Source organism: Brevibacillus centrosporus (assembly GCF_003710815.1).
Lineage (GTDB): Bacteria > Bacillota > Bacilli > Brevibacillales > Brevibacillaceae > Brevibacillus > Brevibacillus centrosporus.
In genome coordinates this window covers 405,692-425,453 of the sequence record NZ_RHHP01000001.1, presented here as the reverse complement: position 1 = coordinate 425,453, position 19,762 = coordinate 405,692, and the positions used below count along the sequence as shown (strand labels likewise).

Here is a 19,762-nt window from a genome sequence, read left to right as displayed (position 1 = left end):
GTGTGACGAGCTGGCCATCTTTTCTTCCCAGAGGCTTACGTAACAGCTGCTAATAAAATATATTTTATTGACTTATCTGCATTAATCGTTAAAAATACAAGTGGAATCAGAAAATTGGGAAAGGGTGTTTGATTTATGAGAGACCCACGTCTTGAGCAGCTGGCTTATAACCTCGTCAATTATTCTGTTCGTGTACAGCCAGGAGAAAACATTCTCATCAACTCCAAAGGCGAAACACCAGATTTGGTCGCAGCACTCGTGCGGGAAATCTACAAGGCAAAAGGAAATCCATACGTTCAATTGATCAACCCAGCTGTGAGCCGTGAGCTGGCGATGCACTGCAACGAAGAGCAGCTAGCTGTCATGGCTGAACATGAAGTGAAGCTGATGGAAAAAATGGACGGATACATAGGAATTCGCGCGGGCAGCAATATCAACGAAATGGCGGATGTTCCGGGCGACAAGCTGGGCTTGTATTCCCGTTTGTATGAATTGCCGGTTATGAACGTCCGAGTCCCACACACAAAATGGGTAGTTCTTCGCTATCCGAACCCATCGATGGCGCAGCTGGCCAATATGTCGACTGCTGCTTTTGAAGACTTCTACTTCCAGGTGTGCAATCTGGACTACGGAAAAATGGACAAAGCCATGGACAGCTTGGTCGAACTGATGAATCGCACCGATCAAGTGCGTCTGGTAGGACCAGGCACCGATCTGACTTTCTCCATCAAAGATATTCCTGCTGTGAAATGTGCGGGTCTGCGGAACATTCCGGATGGAGAAGTGTACACGGCTCCAGTGAAGGACTCCGTAAACGGTACGATTACACACAATGCGCCAACACCTTATCATGGCTTTGTGTTTGAAAATGTAAAGCTAACTTTTGAAAACGGCAAAATTGTGGAAGCTACGGCGAACGATACCAAGCGGATTAACGAGATTCTCGATACCGACGAAGGAGCACGTTTCATTGGTGAATTTGCTATTGGGGTAAACCCATTTATCCGCAATCCGATGAAAGACATCCTGTTCGACGAGAAAATCGACGGAAGCTTCCACTTCACTCCAGGCCAATGCTACGACGAGGCCTACAACGGCAACAAATCCTCGGTACACTGGGACATGGTATCTATCCAACGCCCCGAGTGGGGGGGAGGAGAAATCTGGTTTGACGGAGTGCTGATCCGGAAAGACGGCATTTTTGTCATTCCTGAACTTGAGTGCTTGAATCCAGAGAATCTAAAGGCGTAAAGATTTCGGCGCAGGGAATCATCGCTGCGTATATTTACGGATACGCTCGTTCGCCAGCTCCAGATCCATATCTACCTGAAAGAGCATGTAGAGATTGCTGGATGTAAGGACGCTCCTTCTGGCGGCATGATACAGGATGGGCTTGCACGCTTTGACGATGGTCATGATTTCTACGGCCGGCGGCACCACCTGTTTAATCCGTAGAACCCCTTGCAGATACCGAAGAAATTTTTGGATGGTCTCCGAATCATCCCGGTTGGGTATGGTATCGATCAAGTCAAAAAATTCTCGAACGATCATGCGTTTCGTCTCCAGAGGTTCAAATATGCTTGTTCGGTTCACGAGTGTCACCTCACGGGGAAAAGTAGAGTACTCTATCTTCTACCTCCAGACGTGCAAAGGTAAACCTATCTGAAAGAAAAAAGTCTCCGTCATTTCGTATGACGGAGACCTTTTTTGAACGTATAAGAATTTATAAGCGTAATGCTTATGAATTCTGGAACGCATGAAAACTTTCCGCTAAAACGTGGTCGCTCCTCCATGAATAAGCCTCGGTAAAGGTTTTCTTAGCGATCAATCCTCAGTACGGTGGACAGCCTTCTCTTCCATAGGAATTCGGATGCGCAGAAGCAGCCAGGCGTTCAGGAGCGAAAAAGTAAAAGCGGTGAAGTAGGCACCGAAGCTGATTGGCAGGCTGACAAGCTCGATCGCGACGACGAGGTAGTTGGGATGGCGGAGATGCCGATAAGGTCCACGACGCACAGGAGGCGTGTCGGGCAAAATCAAAATGCGGGTATTCCACCGGCTTCCCAGGCTCCACATGCACCAGTAGCGAAGAACCTGCGCTGCCAAAAAAACAGCAAACGTCATGGGCCACCAGCTGGGAAGCGTAAACGGTGCGGGTGAAAGCTGGACCTCGCAAATGAGACTTGTGATAAAGAGAACATGCAGAGTCACGAGATAGCGGTAATGCTCCGCACCGACTTCATATCCCCCGAGAGAACGAATGATTCGTGCGTTTCTCGCTGCGAAAAAAAGTTCGCACGTACGCTGCAGCACCAAAATAGTCAGAGTGAGCCAGAAAAATAGCATACGTTCACCTCGCTTCCAGCAAGAGCATCTCGGAGCTGAATCCCGGACCAAGGGCAGCCAACAGACCTAGATCCCCTGCCTCCCACGTTTGCTCCATACTTTTTTCCAAGACGAAAAGGACGGTGGGAGAGGACATGTTCCCAAAGTCGGAGAGGACCTCTGCAGACAAACGAGTGGCCTCTGGTGGGATTCCCAGCGAGCGCTGGTAGGCTGTAAGCACCTTGGCACCACCAGGGTGGAAAATAAAATGACGTAGACGATCAACAGAAGTGCCATGAGGCGAGAGAAAGCTGTCCACGTTTTCCTTCATCGTTTGGCGGATGATACTCGGAATGTCTCGGGAAAAAACAACCTTCAAGCCAGGCTCGGTCAGCTCCCAGCCCATCACATCTAGGGTATCAGGCCAAGTAGTCGTCCGCGCGCCACAAAAACGAAGGCGTGGAGAGCCAGAGTCTGCAAGCTGTACCTCATCGCCTTCGACCAGAGCTGCGGCAGCCCCATCTCCAAACAGGCAAGTTGCAACCAGATTGCTTTTGGACATATCTTGCCTGATGAAGGTCAGACCGCACAATTCAACGCTTATGAGCAGCACACGGCGCTGCGGGTAGGCACGGGCGTATTCAAAGGCACGAGAAAGACCCATGGCACCACCTGCGCAGCCTAAGCCCCATAGAGGCACTCTGGTGACATCTGAGCGCAGCCCCAGTCTGTTCACCAAGCGTGAATCGAGACTCGGAGTAGCGATGCCAGTACTGGAGACGAACATCAGGCAGTCGATAGAGGCAGGGGAGAGATTGGCTTTCTCCAAACATTTGTGAGCGGCAATAGTGGCGAGTGATTCGGCATTTTCTACATAGAGCTTGTTTTTCTCGGCAAAATGGCGATCGTCTTCATACCAATCTACAGGCATGCAAAGGTGGCGTTTTTTAATTTGGCTGTTTCCGAAAACCCCAAGAAGCCTGTCGATGTCCGGGAAGGCATCGTGAAAGAAACGGCGAGCCAAATTCATCGAATCTTCCTGTGTGATCTCGTAGGGGGGAACGGCTGTAGCGACGGATTCAATACGGGGCATCGAATGGTTCACTCCCGTCTAATAGTAGGTACCTATCAGTTTCCCCTTTCCAGTTCGTTCCAATTCATACGTTATAGCAGGTATGAATAGAAAAAAACATGGTGGAATACAAGTGAATAGGGAAATCGCGCGCCAGATCAGAGTTTTCAGCTGTCCGATCAAGAAAAAATGGGTCCAGTAAGTGGGACTTTTTTCTTGAACTACACAAAAAACATAGGTAAAATATTCCTAACAATATGAATTAAGTCCTATGTTTTATTTGGTAAGTAGGTCTTATGCATCATGTGGGTCGTGTTTTTTTGCTGCATGGACCGGAGGGGGATTGTTTTTGGATTTTCGCTGGGTCGGCTTAGGAGTATCCTGTCTGATGATTGGAGTTTGGCTGGTGGCGTTTGGATTGCCTATTGAGGAGAAAAGTATCGTGAGTGTAGCAAGTGCATCTATCGTTCAGCTAGCAATCGGCTATCAAATAGGACGATATATCCAGATGCTGCGGCAAATGGCCTATCATGACTCGTTGACGGGTGTTCTAGTCAATCGGCGATTTGTTACGAGATTGAAACAAGAGATCGATACGGCGAGGCGAGTACATTCCCCAGTAACTTTATTGTTTATCGATTTGGACAATTTTAAAAAATACAATGATCGCTATGGCCACTTGGAAGGCGACAAGCTTTTGTGCAGCTTTGCCTCGATGCTGAAGTCATGTGTACGCAGCGAGGATGCCGTCGGACGTTGGGGAGGAGAGGAGTTTGTCGTGCTTCTTCCTCATACCGATACAAAAAGGGGGATGGCTATCGGGGAGCGCATTCAAAAAGCGGCCCGTGAAGAGCTGGGCGGGGTAACTGTCAGCATCGGCGTAGCGTCATTCCCTTTGCATGCCGCTGATGCCATGCAGCTGACCGAAAAAGCGGACACGTTAATGTATGAGGCGAAGAAACAGAAAGACTGTATGCTGGCCGCAACGAATTAAACTAGATAGCGTATGGCTACACTAACACTCGTACCTGTTTCTTGCGGAGCGAGTGGTTTTCTTTTGAAATGTAAAGGAGATTTACAAAAACTTAATATTTATTTAAAGAAAAAAACACACACTTTCCCTTGTTTTTAAATTTACGTCCACAATAATGTTCGATATAATCGTCTAGGTGTGATTTTTCCAAAGGAGTGACTACAGAAAGTATGTTTAAATCAAACAAGTATGTCTTCTTCGACCTGTTCGAACAGCAGATTGCCACGGTCCACAAAGGAACTCATCTCTTCTACGAGATGATAGGCAACTATCAAGATCTAGAAGCGAAAGTAAAGGCAATCAAAGCTGTTGAAAAAGAAGGGGATGAAATCGTTCGCCGCATCATGAACGAGCTGAACTCCACTTTTATCACTCCGCTTGAGCGCGAAGATATCCATCAATTGGCACACACAATGGACTCGATGATTGATTATATCGATGGTGTGGCAGATCGTATGTATCTCTATCAGGTTCGTCAACCAGACCCACGCGTTCTTGCCCAAGCTAATATTCTCGTAAAATGCTCTGCAAAACTGATTGAACTGATTCGCACGCTTCGCAAGCTGGACCATCAGGTGGTAAGTAAAATCGCACGGGAAATCAAAGACCTGGAGCATGAGTCTGACTCCAACTACCGCAAAATGGTTTCCGATCTTCTGAATGCCCCTGATGCCAATCCGATTGAAGCGATCAAGCTGAAAGAGATCTATGACAAGCTGGAAGACTGTGCGGACTTTGCAGAGGATGTATCCAACCTGGTAGAAGGGATCGTGTTAAAGAATGCCTGATCTTTCGCCAGAGGTGATTATTCTCGTTCTCGTCGTCATCATGGCGCTAAGCTTTGACTTTATTAATGGCTTTCATGACACAGCCAACGCGATTGCTACTTCCGTATCCACAAGAGCCTTGAGTCCACGGACTGCCATCATTATTGCCTCTATTTTCAACCTGGTGGGTGCGCTTACCTATACTGGGGTCGCGAAAACGATTGGTGGTAAGATTACAGACCCATTCAAGCTCGAAAACGGATTGGTCGTCGTGCTTGCAGCACTTACCGCCGCCATTCTGTGGAATTTGATCACGTGGTGGTTCGGAATTCCGAGTTCTTCCTCTCATGCAATTATCGGCGGAGTCGCCGGTGCTGCGGTAGGTGCTGCAGGATTCGGTTCCATCAACATGGAAGGCTTCCTGGATATCGTCAAAGCGCTGATCATTTCTCCGATCGTCGCTTTTGTCATCGGTTTCATTGTCATCAAGATCGTATCCAGACTGGTAGCGAATACTGCCTACCATAAAACGAATCGTTCTTTCCGCTTTTTGCAGGTGCTTTCGGCTTCCTGGCAGTCTTTCAGCCATGGCGCGAACGACGCTCAGAAAACGATGGGGGTTATCACGCTCGCGCTGCTTTCCGGAGGATTTTTGCATCAAGCGCCAGGGGAGTTCATCATTCCGCTGTGGGTAAAGCTGTCTGCAGCGCTGGCGATGGCGCTCGGAACTTCTGTTGGTGGGTGGCGGATCATTAAGACGATGGGCGGCAAGATTATGAAAATCAAGCCAATCAGCGGTTTCTCAGCTGACCTGTCTTCTGCTTTGATTATCACCATTTTTACCATGCTCAAGCTTCCTGTAAGTACCACACATGTGATTACCTCCTCGATCCTCGGGGTAGGTGCCTCCCAGAAACTGAACGCAGTGAAGTGGGGATTGGCAGGACGAATCCTGGTAACATGGGTGATCACGCTGCCTGTTACTGCATTGCTCGCAGCAGCCTGTTATGTCGTTTTTGACGTCTTTCTGTAAATAAAGACTAGATACATAAAAAAGACACCTGACATCGGACAAGCCGAAAATAGGGTGTCTTTTTTTTCGATCAGCTGCTACGTACACACCTGCCACCACACGTACAAGCTTAGGCGGAGCCGGTCAACCGCGCCCAGAGCCCTGGCTTTGGACGAATTTGCACGAGTCGTATCGATGAAAAAGGGATGTAGTCCAGCGAACCATCACTTTCTTCCAGTAGGATGCCAGACGGATTGTAGTCGTACAGCTTTCCGTCTACGTAGGGAGAAAGTCCGGCGCCTATCATTCCCGGAGCAAAGTGGATGCGAACCGCGCGATCCAGATAATCTTCCAGCATCTCATCATCCATTGCACATCCTCCTGTGTTCGTTTCTTTCCTCTCTCTTAGTTTATCCAGCATTATGAGTATTCAGACAAACCCCTATGAAAAAAGCCCCTACCACAGAGGATAGGGACTCTCCATTCATTATTCTGCCGTGTTGTGCGATTCCCGGGATTGCTTGCCTTTGCGTGCAAACACGAGGAAGAGTATCAAGCCGATGGCAATCAGACTCAGGCTGACAAGCTGAGCGACACGCAGTGTGTCAGCAATGAGCAAACTGTCCGTACGCATGCCTTCAATAAAGAAACGCCCGATCGAATACAGAATCATGTAGCTGAACAGAATCTGCCCGTCGAATTTTTTGAAACGGTACAGCATGAGCAAAAGGATACCGAAGACGACCAAATTCCACAACGATTCGTATAAGAATGTCGGGTGATAGTACTGTCCTCCGATATACATCTGATCACGGATAAACGCGGGGAACTTCGCCATAAACTCGGCTGTGGCAGGACCGCCATGCGCTTCCTGGTTAATAAAGTTTCCCCACCGCCCAATTGCTTGACCTAAAATCACACTGGGCATCATCACATCAGCGAGCTTGAGGAAAGGAAGGTTGTGTTTACGGATATACCAGCTGCCGGCCAAAACTCCGCCGATCAGACCTCCGTGAATGGCGAGACCACCTTTCCAGACGGCGATGATGTCCATCAGGTTGCCCTTATATTGATCCCATTCAAAGATTACATAGTAGAGGCGGGCACAGATAATCGCTGCCGGGATGATCCATACGACCATATTCAAAACGTGATCGGGATCGATTCCTGAACGTTTTGAATTGCGCCGAGCGAGGTAAGTGCCTAGAAAAAAAGCAAGTCCCATAATGATGCCGTACCAGTGAATCTTTAAGGGCCCGATGGCAATTGCTATCGGATCAATCATGAATGTTCCTCCTTGCCTCTAAATGTCTCTGCACAGTATAGCATAAACCGAAGCAAGGATTCAAAAATTCACCATCACCTCGACTGCAAAAAGGAGAGGATTGGGTCAAGGCTTGCTCGTCGGGGAGGAGACGACACGGCAGCAAACAAATCGCCCTTGGTTTGAAGCCGCTGCGGGACGTTGTGGACGGTAAAATCCGTTGGGTGAATATGGGCAACTTCCTCCCACAAAAGAGGCGTCGAGACTGTTGCACCTGCTCTTGCTCGTGTTGAATACGGAGCCGGGAGAGTTTTGCCTCGCCAATGCTGCAAGTAATCGATGTATAGCTTGCTCCCTCGATTTTTCACCAATCTCTCTACGGTAACCAAATTTGGATGCTTGCTGACCAAATAAGAGGCAAGAAACTGTCCTACCTCCCGCGTTTGCTCAAACGAATACCGAAGCTCGATCGGCACATAGATTTGCAGGCCGCTCGCACCAGAGGTTTTCGGTGTAGAGGGGAGGTGCAGTTCATCGAGCAGCTCCTTTAACAGCAGGGCGGACTCGATGACGACCGAAAAATCTTCTGTGGAAGGATCCAGGTCAAAGACCAGCTCGGTCGGGATCTCATCCTGCGCTCGATGAAAGGAGACATGCCACTCGAGTGCTGCTTGGTTCGCCATCCAAATCAAGGTAGCTTGATTGTTGCAAAGGACATATCGCGTATTTTCCCACAGACTGGTGGAGATCCAATCAGGAGAGTAGTCAGGGGCGTTTTTTTGATAAAAGTGCTTGTCGCCGATTCCATGCGGATAACGGATGACAGTCAGCAGACGATCTTTGGCATAGGCGAGAAGAGGCTGTGAAACTTGCAGCAAATAACGAATGTAGTCCAGCTTGGTCACATTGGCGTCTGGCCACAACGGTTTGTAAGGGTTGGTGATCATCATGGAGTGACCATCCAGTGTCAGCTCGTATTCTTTGGCAGCAACCGCCATTTGGATCCCTTCTTCCCAGTTACGTTGCCCCTACTTTCTCCAGTTGATCGAGCAATATTCGAGGAAATACCTGCCTCCATACATACAAACTAGCAAAGGTAACCATAATACGGTTATCTTGGCATTGGTTGGTGAAAGTGATGAAGTTTCCTCGTAAAGAAAAAGACCGGATACAAGAACTCATTGACACGATCGATGCCTGCAGTTTGACCGAGCTGGAAGGCATTCCGCTTTTTCCTGAATTAGAAGATAACGTAACCTTTCTCAAGCATTTGTTCTCGGATTGCTCTGATTTCGTCATCCGGGAATTTAAACAAAAAAACAGCGTGCACGCCATTGCCATATTCGTGGATGGTTTGATTGATACAAAAGAAGTAAACCAGGCGTTGAAAGCTTTAATGATCCTCGAGGATGGCGATGACAGTATAGAAGTCATCGAGGAAGACCTGCTCCCTGTCTCACAAATCGCCAAGGTGGACGATTACAAGAAGCTGCTGCAGGCAGTTCTTAGCGGCGACACAGGAATATTGGTGGATGGAAACACGGAGGCGCTTACGCTAGGGATTCGGGGTGCTGAAAAACGGTCCGTAAACGAACCGGAAGGCGAAGCTGTCATTCGTGGACCGCGGGAAGGCTTCATCGAAAACATTCGTACCAATACATCGATGCTGAGGCGAAAACTCAAAACGCCACGGCTGAAAATGAAGTCCATTGTCGTTGGCCGAGAATCCAATACGAATGTCGTTGTAGCTTTTTTAGAAGGGATCACGGATCCGCAGCTTGTGGAAGAGGTCTCCTCGCGTATTGCGAAGATTGACATCGATGCTGTCTTGGAAAGTGGATATATTGAAGAATTGATTCAGGACAGTATGTACTCGCCATTTCCGCAGGTCAAATACTCCGAGCGGCCGGACACAGTTGCCGGGGCCTTGCTGGAAGGGCGAGTGGCTATTTTCGTAGACGGAACCCCGATGGTACTGCTGGCACCTGCGACGTTCTGGATGATGATGCAGGCGAACGAAGACTACTACGAGCGGTTTCAAATGTCGACGCTGGTTCGCTGGCTGAGGTACCTATTCGTGTTCATCTCGCTGCTCACGCCAGGAGTTTACGTAGCGATTACTACCTTTCATCAGCAAATGATACCGACAACCTTGCTGCTCAGCATTGCGGCAGCTCGGGAATCCATTCCCTTTCCAGCGATCGTGGAAGCGCTGCTGATGGAGATTGCCTTTGAAGCGCTGCGCGAAGCAGGTATTCGCTTGCCGAAGACCGTGGGCCAGGCAGTAAGCATTTTAGGCGCTCTTGTTGTGGGCCAAGCAGCCGTGCAGGCGGGTATTGTTTCCGCCCCGATGGTCATTGTCGTTTCCATCACAGGGATCGCTTCTTTTACGATCCCTCATTTCAATGCAGCAATCGCCTTGCGCATGTTACGCTTTCCGATCATGATCGCTGCTTCCATCCTCGGTATATACGGTATTTTGGTGGTGTTGCTCATTATCATCGGGCATATGGCGAACCTGCGATCGTTTGGAGTACCGTATCTATCTCCTCTTGCTCCGTTGTCTGTCGGTGATCTAAAAGACGTTCTGATACGATCTCCGTGGGCCGAACTCCAAAAACGGCCGAGCTTTATGGGAATCCAAAACGCACGCAGGATGGATGCTGGCTTTGCTGGTGGAATCGAGAGAGACAAAGGACAAGAGGGGGTTCAAGGAAACAAGCATTCAAACGAGGAGGGGAGCTCGTGAAACGTATGGCGCTCGTTTTCACAGTGGTACTCTCCATGCTGACTGTTGTAGGTTGCTGGGATCGTCGGGAAGTGAACGACATCGCGCTCGTTATCGCTATGGCGATCGATAAAGAACCGAACGGCTTGTATCGGTTGTCGGTTCAGGTTCCTTTGGTCAGCAGTCTGGGAGGAGCTTCAGGTGGCGGGGGTGGCACTAGCGGAGACAAATCCTATTACGTAGACTCGGCGGTAGGAGAGACGATCCGTGTCGCCAACAACAAGATCCAGGCGAGAATGTCGAGGCATTTGTACTACGCACACCATCGGGTTGTGATCATCGGAGAGCAATTGGCGAAAGAGGGCTTCAGCGAGCCTTTGGACATCATCTCCCGTTTTCCCGAAAACCGTTTGACTGCCTACATCGTGATGACAAAGGGAAAGGCGATTAGCCTGCTGGAAGCCCAGCCGCAGTTCGAACGTTTTTCTGGTGAGGCCATTCGCGAAATGGTAAAGGCCATCACCATTCCCGTGACAATCAAAGATATCTCGCAAATGCTGAATACGCCGGGAGTCGATGCCTTTTTGCCGATCTTTGAGGCTATCGATTCTCAGCCAAAAGGTAAAAGCAAAGAGATCGGAGCTACAGGAATCGGTATTTTCAGAGGGGATAAGCTCGTTGGAAAATACACCTCTCAAGAGGTTGGCGGCTTGCATTGGTTTCAGCGTACCTTTGATTCCTTTTCCACCCTGCTGGATTTGGGGAGTGGGCAGCGTTTCAGCGTCTACTTTCAAAAAGGGAGGGCAAATATTGAGCCCGCCATCAAAAATGGCAGAATCCATTATAACATCAGGATCTATACAACAGTTGGTGTCGTGGAAAATATGAGTACCTATGACTTGTCAGAGCGAAAAGTGAACCTGATGATCGAGAAAAAGCTGGAAAAGGATATTACCGAAAGCATCCAAAAGATCATCAATAAAACGAAGGAGACACGCTCTGATACGATCGGATTGGGAATTATCCTGGCGAGGAACTACCCGATTGAATGGAAAAGAAAGTACCGGGATCATTGGAATGATGTGCTGCCGCATATCACCAGCTCAATCGAAAGTCATGTACAGGTCTCCAATGTAGGACAGACCACCACCAATATCACGAAGGAAGATCCGTAATGAACCGACTCTTTCTGTTGTTTTTTTGCACTGTCTTTATCGTCAAGCTGATCAGTTTTCTGTGGACTCGAAAACGAATGCCCGGAAAACAGCAAGCTGTTCTGTTTACGCTGTACGGACTAACCATTTTTCTATTTGCCATCTTGCAGTTTCAACAAACGCAGCTGCTTCCTGTAGGGCATTTGTTGAACATCCTGTCTCCGCACATCAAGATGTGGGTGGATCAACTGCTGTAGAGGAGGGACCCCAATGATTCATAAACAAGTGATAAATCATAGGCAAACAGCATGGCTGGTCGGGAATGTACTTCTGACTGGCATGCTGATTTCTTTTTTTCACTCACTGGCCGGAGTGGCGAAGATGGATGCGTGGTTTTCGCAAGTCGTTCCTGTTGGCTATGCGATACTGGTTGCCTTTGTCCTCGCTGAGATGACACGGGCATATCCAGGGAAAAACATGTTCGAAATTGTGTTTATCATTTTTGGCAAGTGGTTTGGCGGAATCGTAAATATCGTGATCCTGCTTTATATTTGGCTGATCATCTGCCTCGATATAAAGGGAGCAAGCAAATTTTTTCACGCAACCCTGCTGCCGCAGACTCCGATCGAAATAACGCTGATCGTTCTTGTTTTGCTGATTATGTACTATGGCAAAACGAGCTTGGAGATTGCGGCGCGGGTCAATGAGATGTATTTCCCTGTCTTCTTTCTTTTATCGATGTGCATGTATGTGCTGCTGGGAAATGAGTACAGCTTCGAACGGCTCGAGCCGATCCTTAGCACCAGCATGAATCGTCTGCTTGTCAGCAATATACTACCGGTCGGCATTTACGGAGACATCTTTTTGTTTGGTGCCTTCTTGCATGCATCGACACATCCGCGCTTGTTTTTCTCTGCCATGAAGCATGGAATACTCATTGTGGGCTTCACGGCTACGATGCTGTTGCTGATTCTACTCGGTGTGATGGGGTACACGATTGCAAGCCGGTTGAATTTCCCCATGTTTATCCTCGTTCAGCAAATCCATGTGACTGACTTTTTGGACCGCGTTGAAATCGTGATGTTCAGTCTGTGGTTTCCGGCCTTTGCCATTAAGGTCGTCGTGGCTTATTTGGCTTTTCTGGTCGGAATCGGTTCCTTTGGGGGACAAGCGCACTATCCCATCTATAACTTTCCAGCGGGCTGGATGATTGCGGTCACGTCCATCCTGCTTTTTCAAAGAATACCTGATCTCGATATGTTCCTGAGCTACAGCTTGCCTTTGGTCGTTTTGATCCTGCAGCTTCCCCTGATCACGATCTTTTACATAAAGTCACGGATGAATCGGAAAATGGATGAGCAGGTGAGCATGCCAGAGGGAACGAAGCTGTACCGCTTCTTTCGCTACAGTGTTTGGGTAGGAGCGATCGCCATGCTAGGCTGCGTCCTAACGATTTTAGCGGGGCAATTTTTCCTCGATAAGTCCGAGCTGGGGGGGATCGTCACGGGAATTAGCTTCACCGTGCTGTTTTTTATCGCACTGCTGGCCAGCTACGCGGAGATGCAGGCGCTGAATCACGGCAAACAAAAGACAGCGAGAAAAAAAGCTTCGGGAGCTTTTAGGCAGTAAATTCTTAACGAGATGGTGGAGATACAACCTGTCCCCTCGTGTTTTAAATCCATGGAGGAGGTCTGATCAGACTTCCTCTTTTTGCTAATAAAGCGCCGTGGGAAAAGCACGCAGTAGTCCTTCTGGGCATAGGCTCATTAAGGAGAGACTTTGACCTTGCTCCGAAAGGATTCGTGTTCATGGATTACGTAAATAAAATGAATTTGTTTAACAGGAAAGACGCCATCTTGCTCGCAGGCATGTGCTATCAAGCGTATCCGTTGTTTTATGAAGGAAAGCTAACCTTGCCCCAAGGCTATAAACTGAGATTGATCATTCGCGCGCTTGCAGACGTGGAAAATCCTACGGAAGTCGTGATCGGGTTTGTAGCGGAGTCAAAAGAACAAATCGTGGTTGCCTTTCGGGGGTACGCTGCGTATCCTGCTGATCTTTTAGCAGCGTATGACATCATCCAAATTCCCTTTCCGTTTGTTCGAGATGCTGGCAAAACATCTCGTGGGTTTACATGCCTTTACCGTTCCACAAGGGATGAACTGATCAGAAAAATAAATCATTTCTCTGGAGCGAAAAGGCTGCTTGTTGCGGGACACAATTATGGGGGGGCTATAGCGGTGATGGCTGCTTTGGATATTGCCGTGAACACAAAGTTCGAGCAACCCTTTGTGTATACGTATGGAAGTCCGCGTATTGGAGACCCTGCATTTGCGCACCGATTCAATCAAACGATTGAAAATAGCTTTCGGATTGTCAATATCCACGATCCGTATTCGACTTTCCCTGATCCCAAATATCCGCCACCTTTCACTACCGAGGGGATTGTTTATCAGCATGTGAGCACCAAATTTCCGATTGCTTTTCAATTAGAGAATACACCTCGAAATGATGCGATTGCTTGTTATTTCAAAGGTCTTCGCCAACTGAATCCGATATTCTCCCAATCATTATGCACGCAAAACCCAGGCTTTTGTCCTGATACGGAAATGTGTATGCCATTTGAAGGAGTATGCAAGCCTGAGAAACCATAGATCGTTGGGAGGAGAAGTCGAGTTGGATAGCACGGGAAAGAGTAAAATGACGTACGAGGAAGAGTCGATCTTTCTTGCAGCGATGATCCATCAGGCGTACCAGCTTTTTGAAAGGGACACCATTGTAATGCCAAAGGGGTTCAGCCTTCGCTATATCGTGAAAGCCTTGGCGGGCGTAGAGGAACCGAAATCGGAGATATTTGGTTTCATCGCAGAATCAAAAGAGCATATCGTTGTAACCTTTCGGGGAACGCGCACATTTAACGACAACGAGTCTGACCAGGATTTATATCAAGTCCCTTATCCGTTCGTCAAGAAGGCGGGAAAAACGCATCGGGGGTTTACTTGTATCTATCAATCGGCCAGAAATGAATTCATCAGAGAAGTAAGCAAGCTCTCAAAATCAAAGCGGCTTTTCGTTGCGGGACACAGTCTTGGAGGAGGTGTCGCCGTCCTTGCAGGGCTGGATATAGCGGTCAACACCAAGTTTAAAAACCCGTTTGTCTATACGTATGGCAGCCCGCGCGTGGCCGACCCAGTTTTTGCGACTCGCTTCAACCAAACGGTGAAGAATAGTTTTCGGATTGCCAATGTTCATGATATTATTCCAACCTTACCGGCAAAAGCTTATCCACCCCCGTTTACAAAGAGTGGATTATTTTACCGGCATGTCAATACGAAACACCTTTTGTCATTCCAGCTGAACAGTTTAGCTGCCCGCAATCACGAGATCGTCTGCTACTTCAAATTTCTCAGTGAGGGGAACTCTGCTTATGCGAGCACTTTATGTGAGCAGAATCCAGGCTTTTGTCCGGATACGGCAGGATGTGTTCCCTATACTGGCGTATGCAGCGAGGTACCATAGAGCTTGGTTTTGCCGAATCATCCATTTTGAGAAAACGTGCAATCAAGCAATGATGCATTCACAATCGCTTGAATCGTAGGGTGCCGCATAGTGAGCCCAGTGGTCCACTCCATAAACTGAACTTTCATGACGAGCTTTGGCTTGATCCATATCGCATCCTTTCCCCGTTCTGGTTGATTATGAAATGGCCTATTGGTAGTTACGAGTGGTTTTATGGTTTCCGTCAAAGCTCGCCAATCTTGGTTCGTTAATTTTCCCCCTCCAGCATGGCCGATATAGATGAAGTTTCCCGATTCATCATAGAGCCCGAGGAGTACAGCATTTACGATGCCATGCCGAAGTGTTACGCCGCCTACGACTGCCAGAAGATCATGGAAGATCTTCTTTTTTTGCCAGCGCTTATCCTTCCCTTTCATAAGATAGGAACTGCTTAGATCTTTACATACGATGCCTTCCATCTGATGCTGCTTCATCACTTCATACAATCCATAAGCATCTTGAAAATTTTGGACAACCTGCACATTCGAAAGGGGCGTAATGATCTGCTCCAGGAGCTCTTGTCTTTCGCGCAGCGGCTTTTCTGTCACCCAGCTGCCGTTGAGAAAGAGGACGTCGAAGAACATATAGGTCACAGGGGTTTGATTCACGGCGAGGGGGATGCTTTGCTTCTTACGTATACGGTCCCGTTTCATAATCTCGTGAAAAGAGGGCTTGTTGCTGTCAAAAGCAATGATTTCCCCGTCAAGGATGACCGATGTTGCATCACAATAGCGGGACAGATCCAGAAATTCCGGGTATTGCAGCGTGCGATCGTTCAATTTTCGGTTGACGAGACGTACTTCTTTTCCGTCGAAATAAGTCAGCATGCGCACTCCGTCCCACTTGATTTGTGCGACCCAGTTGTCCCCAGTCGGAAGGGATTCGGTAAGGATTGGTTCAAAAGGAGTGATGGGTTCAATTTTCATGGGACCTCCGCATTTTGAGCTTGAAAGAAATCAAGCCGTGTTATTCATGCCTTCATTATCTCACCGGTGCAGAACGCATAAACCTGTGACACAAGCATACCCGGGTGCTAGCTCGTACATTTGCAGCATACCTTAGGGAGAGACGGCTTATCCGCAAGAAGGGGGAGCAAAGATGGTTGGGCATCTGCACCGTCTGTTTGTCATCCTTGCACTGATTACGGCCCTGTTGTTTAATTTGACAGGGTTGCTTTCTTATAACCTTTTTCCGAAAACCGCTCAAGTACCGGTGCTTCAGCTCGTGGCATCGAAGCTATCTGGCGATGTGCTTCTAGAAGGCATGGGGACCGTGATTCCGTATTTGACACATACCGTACAAGCCAGCAGCAAGCAGCCAAAGCCGCCGCTTACCGACCGTTTGATTCAGTCCGTGACGGGTTTGATGCCGGGGGACCCTCTGAGCCTCTTTGGCAAAGAGCTGCCCGGAATACTCGCCTATGAACAGGAAGCACAAAAAAAGGAATGGGACGACCACGACCTCGCACTGAGAATGGAATCAGCGGCACCTGTGCAAAGCGTCGCAGCTTCTGTCCCCCCAGCTGTACCGAAGCAGCCTGAGAATACGGCACCGACGGATCACAAAGAGCAAGCAGCATCGACGAAAGAAACCAAGGAACAGGTAAGGGAGGTCCTCGTATATAACACGCACAACCGTGAGTCATGGCTGAACGTGACGAGTCCACTTCCAGGCACTCTTTCGGTAGACCATAAGACGGAAAACATTTCATTAGTAAGCAAGCGTTTGGCCGAGCTTCTGAATGATCGCGGAATTAAAGCAGAGTTTCTGGACAGAGACATTTATCAGGAGCTGCTTGACCAAAACAAAAGCTACCCGTACTCGTACGCGCAATCTTTGAAGGCCATTACGGCTGCAGCAGAAAAGAACCGGAAGCTGCATTACTTCTTCGACCTGCATCGCGACGACTCTCCACGGGAAAGAACTACGGCAACGATCAAAGGAAAAACCTATGCGCGGATGATGATTGTGATCGGAAAAGGAAATCCGAACTACAAGGAAAATCTCAAGATAGCCAATGAGCTGACAGAGCTGCTAAACAAGAAATACCCTGGCATCACACGAGGGGTAGACGACAAAGGGGAAAATGAAGGAAACGGAGAGTACAACCAGCATGTATCTTCTGGCAGCTTGTTGATCGAAGTGGGCGGTACGGGAAATACATTGGAAGAATGCTATCAGACGGTAGAGGCTTTTGCAGACATATTTGCTGAATATTTCTGGCAGGCAGAGCGTGCCTAATCGAAAGAATATCCTGTGAGGATGCGAGAATCATGAAAAAGGGATGTTAGCATATGGGGAAATACGTAGAGGCATACAACTGGTTACTGATTACGATTTCATCCACACTGCTTTCGTTTGTATGGCTGAGCCTTGCTTGGACGCTATCCTTTTTTATCTCAGGGATGGTAATGACGACGATGGCGCTGGTCAAAGCGTCTCTAAAAGAGTGAGGAAATGGCTTGAAAAGATTGGAATTTTACGAAACTTTTTAATTGATTAAGTATTAATTCTCGGGTTATACTAACAGTAATCCTTGGGCTATATCTGGCTGAATCACTCCCGTCTTTGTGGTACGTCCACCACACCATTTGACGTCGGATCCGATTCTCTGATATAGCCCTCCTTAGTGCCCGGTTGGCTGTATTCACAGATTTTTATTTGATCCGTAAAGAGAATGATGTTTATAATTACTATAGAAATTATTTTATGGACATGCTTGCGATCATGTTCAGGGAAAGAAGGAATTGTCTTGCCGTTTCTTCGATTTAAAGGGTTTGAAAAGGAGTGGCTGCAAGGGGTTTCTCCTGAGATTGTCGAGGAGTTTGCCCGCATTGCAGAAATCGCGAAGGAAAAAGTAAAAATCGAGTTGCTTCAGGTGGAGCAAATTACGAACAGTCCGCTTTCGGTAGAAATTCTTATGTTTGAGCGGGAACAGAAAAAACATGATGCGATCGCCAGAATGATCCATGACGTTCTCAGGCCACATGGCTTTGAGAATACCCATATCTTTTTTATGCTGTTGTCTCCTTCTCTCTATTATAAAGAAGGCATGCCGCTGCAGACAAAATCTATTCGGTAGGAAAAAGAGGCGAAGAGTCCGGTTTGGGTTCTCGCCTTTTTTATTGGAAGATAATGTCGAAAAATATTTAATTATCGGTACTAAAGACCTAATATAATTGCGTTTTCTAGAAAAATTTGTCGAAACAAGTCTGTACATGTAGGTGTTTTCTCCTATACAATATTTGCAAATAGATAAGGGATCTCGGCAGCAGCAGGCTTGTATGGATTTGTCAGTAGTACAACACATGCAACAGCGAGTAGTATGGGGAAGGTAAGTTCGGAAATGATCGGATAACGGTTTCGAAGAGGGGAAAAAAATGATAGAACGAACCGGGAAAATCAGGAGAAAGCTCTTGCTCTGGGTCGTATGGACGATGTGTTTGTCGGTGATCCCGGCAGGCTGTACGTCAGATGCACAAACGATTGGGTATAACGCTCCAAAAGCCAGAGTTGCACAAAAGGCGATTCGGTTCACTGGTGAAGAGAGTAAAGCCATCCCTTATGTGTATACAACCCAGAGAGAACTCTCGCTGACTTTCAATGGCATGGCGGACAGTGCAACGATGAAGCAGCTTCTGGATGAATTGGAAAAGTATCATCTGAAGGCGACCTTCTTTTTGCCAGGGATGAGAGTGGCGGAAGAACCCGAGCTGGCGAGAGAGATCGCTTCACGTGGCCATGAAATCGAAAACAACACATTAAATCAGCTGGATCTGACCAAGCTTCCCTATGAGGAGATCGATTCTGAAATCAAGCTTGGCAAAGAGGTTATTCAAAAAAAGCTGGGAATCACAACACGCTATGTCCGGACCAAATCGGGAGAGTTTACGGATGACATCCGATTGGCAGCCTCGGAAAACGGGCAGAGTGCCGTGATCTCATACAGTCTTTTCCTGCACAACTGGCAATCCGAATCGGAGTCGCAAAAAAGTCATTACCTACGCAAGTACATCAATCGCGGTGGGATTATTGCGATGGATACGGAAGAAAATAAACAGCTTCTGGGAAATATTGCTCTCCTCGCTCGATTGGCGGAAGATGTCGGGTACCAGTTCGTTCCGTTGCAGAAGCTGATCGAGAATGGAGACGAGCGTAAACCACTGCAAGAGATTGCTGGCTTTGATGCAGCGAAAGTAAACACGGACTATCGCCACGCCACATATAGGGTATTTACCAAGCAAGAGACGAATAAAAAGCAAGTGGCGCTGTCCTTTGACGATTGGGGAACCGATCAGACGATAACAAAAATCCTGGACATTCTGGACAAGTATCATGTGCAGGCGACTTTTTTCCTGTGGGCGGACGGAGTAGAGAAAAACCCCAATTTGGCTAGGGCCATCGCGGAAGCCGGACATGATGTAGCGAATCACAGCTATTCGCATCCGGTCGTTACACAAGTTTCCCCTGAGCAGCTGCAGCAAGAGATCGTCAAAGCTCATCAAATTATTACGGAAGCTATTCAAGAGAAGCCCACGATGTATTTTCGTCCCCCAACCGGGGTGTTTGATGCAAATACACTGCAGGTGATCGGTGCTACGGGATATCATACCGTGACCGATTTTGACGTTGATCCTTCCGATTATTTGAAGACCACGACGCCAGATGAGATCGTCCGAGCGATTTTGGAGCAAACGCAAAACGGAAGTGTCATATTGCTGCATTTGTTAGATGACATTCACACGATCGAAGCTCTGCCCATCGTGATCGATAAGCTGAGAAGCAGAGGCTACACCTTCGTGAAAATGAGCGAAATGTTTGGTCCATAATCGAACAGGCAAGAAAGAAGGGT

Annotated in this window: 21 protein-coding genes; 14 read left to right on the top strand and 7 right to left on the bottom strand. The window is 47.9% G+C overall.

Annotation, left to right across the window (positions count from 1 at the left end; all coding sequences use genetic code 11):
* Window positions 1-135 precede the first annotated feature (135 nt).
* Window positions 136-1,251, top strand: a complete 1,116-nt coding sequence (locus EDM55_RS02135) for an aminopeptidase (RefSeq protein ID WP_122922203.1) — start codon at window positions 136-138, stop codon at window positions 1,249-1,251.
* Window positions 1,252-1,269: 18 nt separating this feature from the next.
* On the opposite strand, the gene EDM55_RS02130 is transcribed toward EDM55_RS02135, so the two are convergent.
* From EDM55_RS02130 to EDM55_RS02120, 3 genes are all read right to left on the bottom strand, one after another.
* Complete coding sequence (locus EDM55_RS02130; RefSeq protein ID WP_246070789.1) at window positions 1,270-1,551, bottom strand: hypothetical protein; 282 nt, start codon at window positions 1,549-1,551, stop codon at window positions 1,270-1,272.
* A gap of 273 nt (window positions 1,552-1,824) precedes the next feature.
* Complete coding sequence (locus EDM55_RS02125; RefSeq protein WP_122959492.1) at window positions 1,825-2,343, bottom strand: isoprenylcysteine carboxyl methyltransferase family protein; 519 nt, start codon at window positions 2,341-2,343, stop codon at window positions 1,825-1,827.
* Window positions 2,344-2,347: 4 nt separating this feature from the next.
* On the bottom strand, window positions 2,348-3,415 hold the full coding sequence (locus EDM55_RS02120) for a type III polyketide synthase (protein WP_122959491.1): 1,068 nt from the start codon (window positions 3,413-3,415) through the stop codon (window positions 2,348-2,350).
* 328 nt (window positions 3,416-3,743) lie between these two features.
* Between EDM55_RS02120 and EDM55_RS02115 the strand changes: the two genes are divergently transcribed.
* The 3 genes from EDM55_RS02115 to EDM55_RS02105 all read left to right on the top strand — a co-directional run bounded on the left by EDM55_RS02115 (window position 3,744) and on the right by EDM55_RS02105 (window position 6,227).
* Complete coding sequence (locus EDM55_RS02115; protein WP_092266583.1) at window positions 3,744-4,388, top strand: GGDEF domain-containing protein; 645 nt, start codon at window positions 3,744-3,746, stop codon at window positions 4,386-4,388.
* A gap of 209 nt (window positions 4,389-4,597) precedes the next feature.
* On the top strand, window positions 4,598-5,215 hold the full coding sequence (locus EDM55_RS02110; RefSeq protein WP_092266584.1) for a DUF47 domain-containing protein: 618 nt from the start codon (window positions 4,598-4,600) through the stop codon (window positions 5,213-5,215).
* The gene (locus tag EDM55_RS02105) at window positions 5,208-6,227 is read left to right on the top strand and encodes an inorganic phosphate transporter (RefSeq protein ID WP_092266585.1); all 1,020 of its coding nucleotides are present in this window, start codon (window positions 5,208-5,210) and stop codon (window positions 6,225-6,227) included. The genes EDM55_RS02110 and EDM55_RS02105 overlap by 8 nt, the downstream gene beginning before the upstream one ends.
* Before the next feature lie 109 nt (window positions 6,228-6,336).
* On the opposite strand, the gene EDM55_RS02100 is transcribed toward EDM55_RS02105, so the two are convergent.
* The 3 genes from EDM55_RS02100 to ligD all read right to left on the bottom strand — a co-directional run bounded on the left by EDM55_RS02100 (window position 6,337) and on the right by ligD (window position 8,468).
* Complete coding sequence (locus EDM55_RS02100) at window positions 6,337-6,576, bottom strand: hypothetical protein (RefSeq protein WP_122922208.1); 240 nt, start codon at window positions 6,574-6,576, stop codon at window positions 6,337-6,339.
* A gap of 117 nt (window positions 6,577-6,693) precedes the next feature.
* Complete coding sequence (gene lgt, locus EDM55_RS02095; RefSeq protein ID WP_122959490.1) at window positions 6,694-7,491, bottom strand: prolipoprotein diacylglyceryl transferase; 798 nt, start codon at window positions 7,489-7,491, stop codon at window positions 6,694-6,696.
* 74 nt (window positions 7,492-7,565) lie between these two features.
* Window positions 7,566-8,468, bottom strand: coding sequence for a non-homologous end-joining DNA ligase (ligD, locus tag EDM55_RS02090; RefSeq protein ID WP_122959489.1), 903 nt, complete (start codon window positions 8,466-8,468; stop codon window positions 7,566-7,568).
* 140 nt (window positions 8,469-8,608) lie between these two features.
* On the opposite strand from ligD, the gene EDM55_RS02085 reads away from it, so the two are divergent.
* The 6 genes from EDM55_RS02085 to EDM55_RS02060 all read left to right on the top strand — a co-directional run bounded on the left by EDM55_RS02085 (window position 8,609) and on the right by EDM55_RS02060 (window position 14,871).
* Complete coding sequence (locus tag EDM55_RS02085) at window positions 8,609-10,219, top strand: spore germination protein (protein WP_092266589.1); 1,611 nt, start codon at window positions 8,609-8,611, stop codon at window positions 10,217-10,219.
* A gap of 5 nt (window positions 10,220-10,224) precedes the next feature.
* The gene (locus EDM55_RS02080; protein ID WP_092266960.1) at window positions 10,225-11,373 is read left to right on the top strand and encodes a Ger(x)C family spore germination protein; all 1,149 of its coding nucleotides are present in this window, start codon (window positions 10,225-10,227) and stop codon (window positions 11,371-11,373) included.
* The gene (locus tag EDM55_RS02075) at window positions 11,373-11,609 is read left to right on the top strand and encodes a hypothetical protein (protein WP_092266590.1); all 237 of its coding nucleotides are present in this window, start codon (window positions 11,373-11,375) and stop codon (window positions 11,607-11,609) included. Before EDM55_RS02080 ends, EDM55_RS02075 begins: the two co-directional genes overlap by 1 nt.
* A gap of 13 nt (window positions 11,610-11,622) precedes the next feature.
* Window positions 11,623-12,981 carry a GerAB/ArcD/ProY family transporter gene (locus EDM55_RS02070; RefSeq protein WP_092266591.1) on the top strand — a complete coding sequence of 453 codons (1,359 nt, stop codon included), beginning with the start codon at window positions 11,623-11,625 and terminating at the stop codon, window positions 12,979-12,981.
* 179 nt (window positions 12,982-13,160) lie between these two features.
* Entirely contained in the window at window positions 13,161-14,006 is an 846-nt protein-coding gene (locus EDM55_RS02065) for a lipase family protein (protein ID WP_122959488.1), read from the top strand.
* Between the two features lie 46 nt (window positions 14,007-14,052).
* Window positions 14,053-14,871, top strand: a complete 819-nt coding sequence (locus tag EDM55_RS02060; protein ID WP_122959586.1) for a lipase family protein — start codon at window positions 14,053-14,055, stop codon at window positions 14,869-14,871.
* Window positions 14,872-14,888: 17 nt separating this feature from the next.
* On the opposite strand, the gene EDM55_RS02055 is transcribed toward EDM55_RS02060, so the two are convergent.
* On the bottom strand, window positions 14,889-15,836 hold the full coding sequence (locus EDM55_RS02055; RefSeq protein ID WP_092266593.1) for an ATP-dependent DNA ligase: 948 nt from the start codon (window positions 15,834-15,836) through the stop codon (window positions 14,889-14,891).
* Window positions 15,837-16,008: 172 nt separating this feature from the next.
* On the opposite strand from EDM55_RS02055, the gene spoIIP reads away from it, so the two are divergent.
* The 4 genes from spoIIP to EDM55_RS02040 all read left to right on the top strand — a co-directional run bounded on the left by spoIIP (window position 16,009) and on the right by EDM55_RS02040 (window position 19,739).
* On the top strand, window positions 16,009-17,151 hold the full coding sequence (gene spoIIP, locus EDM55_RS02050) for a stage II sporulation protein P (protein WP_122959487.1): 1,143 nt from the start codon (window positions 16,009-16,011) through the stop codon (window positions 17,149-17,151).
* 53 nt (window positions 17,152-17,204) lie between these two features.
* On the top strand, window positions 17,205-17,363 hold the full coding sequence (locus EDM55_RS30105; RefSeq protein WP_170184280.1) for a hypothetical protein: 159 nt from the start codon (window positions 17,205-17,207) through the stop codon (window positions 17,361-17,363).
* A 299-nt stretch (window positions 17,364-17,662) separates the two neighbouring features.
* A complete protein-coding gene (locus EDM55_RS02045) occupies window positions 17,663-17,992 on the top strand; it encodes a DUF1904 family protein (RefSeq protein WP_092266595.1) in 330 nt (109 codons plus the stop codon).
* 298 nt (window positions 17,993-18,290) lie between these two features.
* Window positions 18,291-19,739: a polysaccharide deacetylase family protein gene (locus EDM55_RS02040; protein ID WP_122959486.1), complete on the top strand. Its 1,449-nt coding sequence runs from the start codon at window positions 18,291-18,293 to the stop codon at window positions 19,737-19,739.
* The last annotated feature ends 23 nt before the right edge of the window (window positions 19,740-19,762 follow it).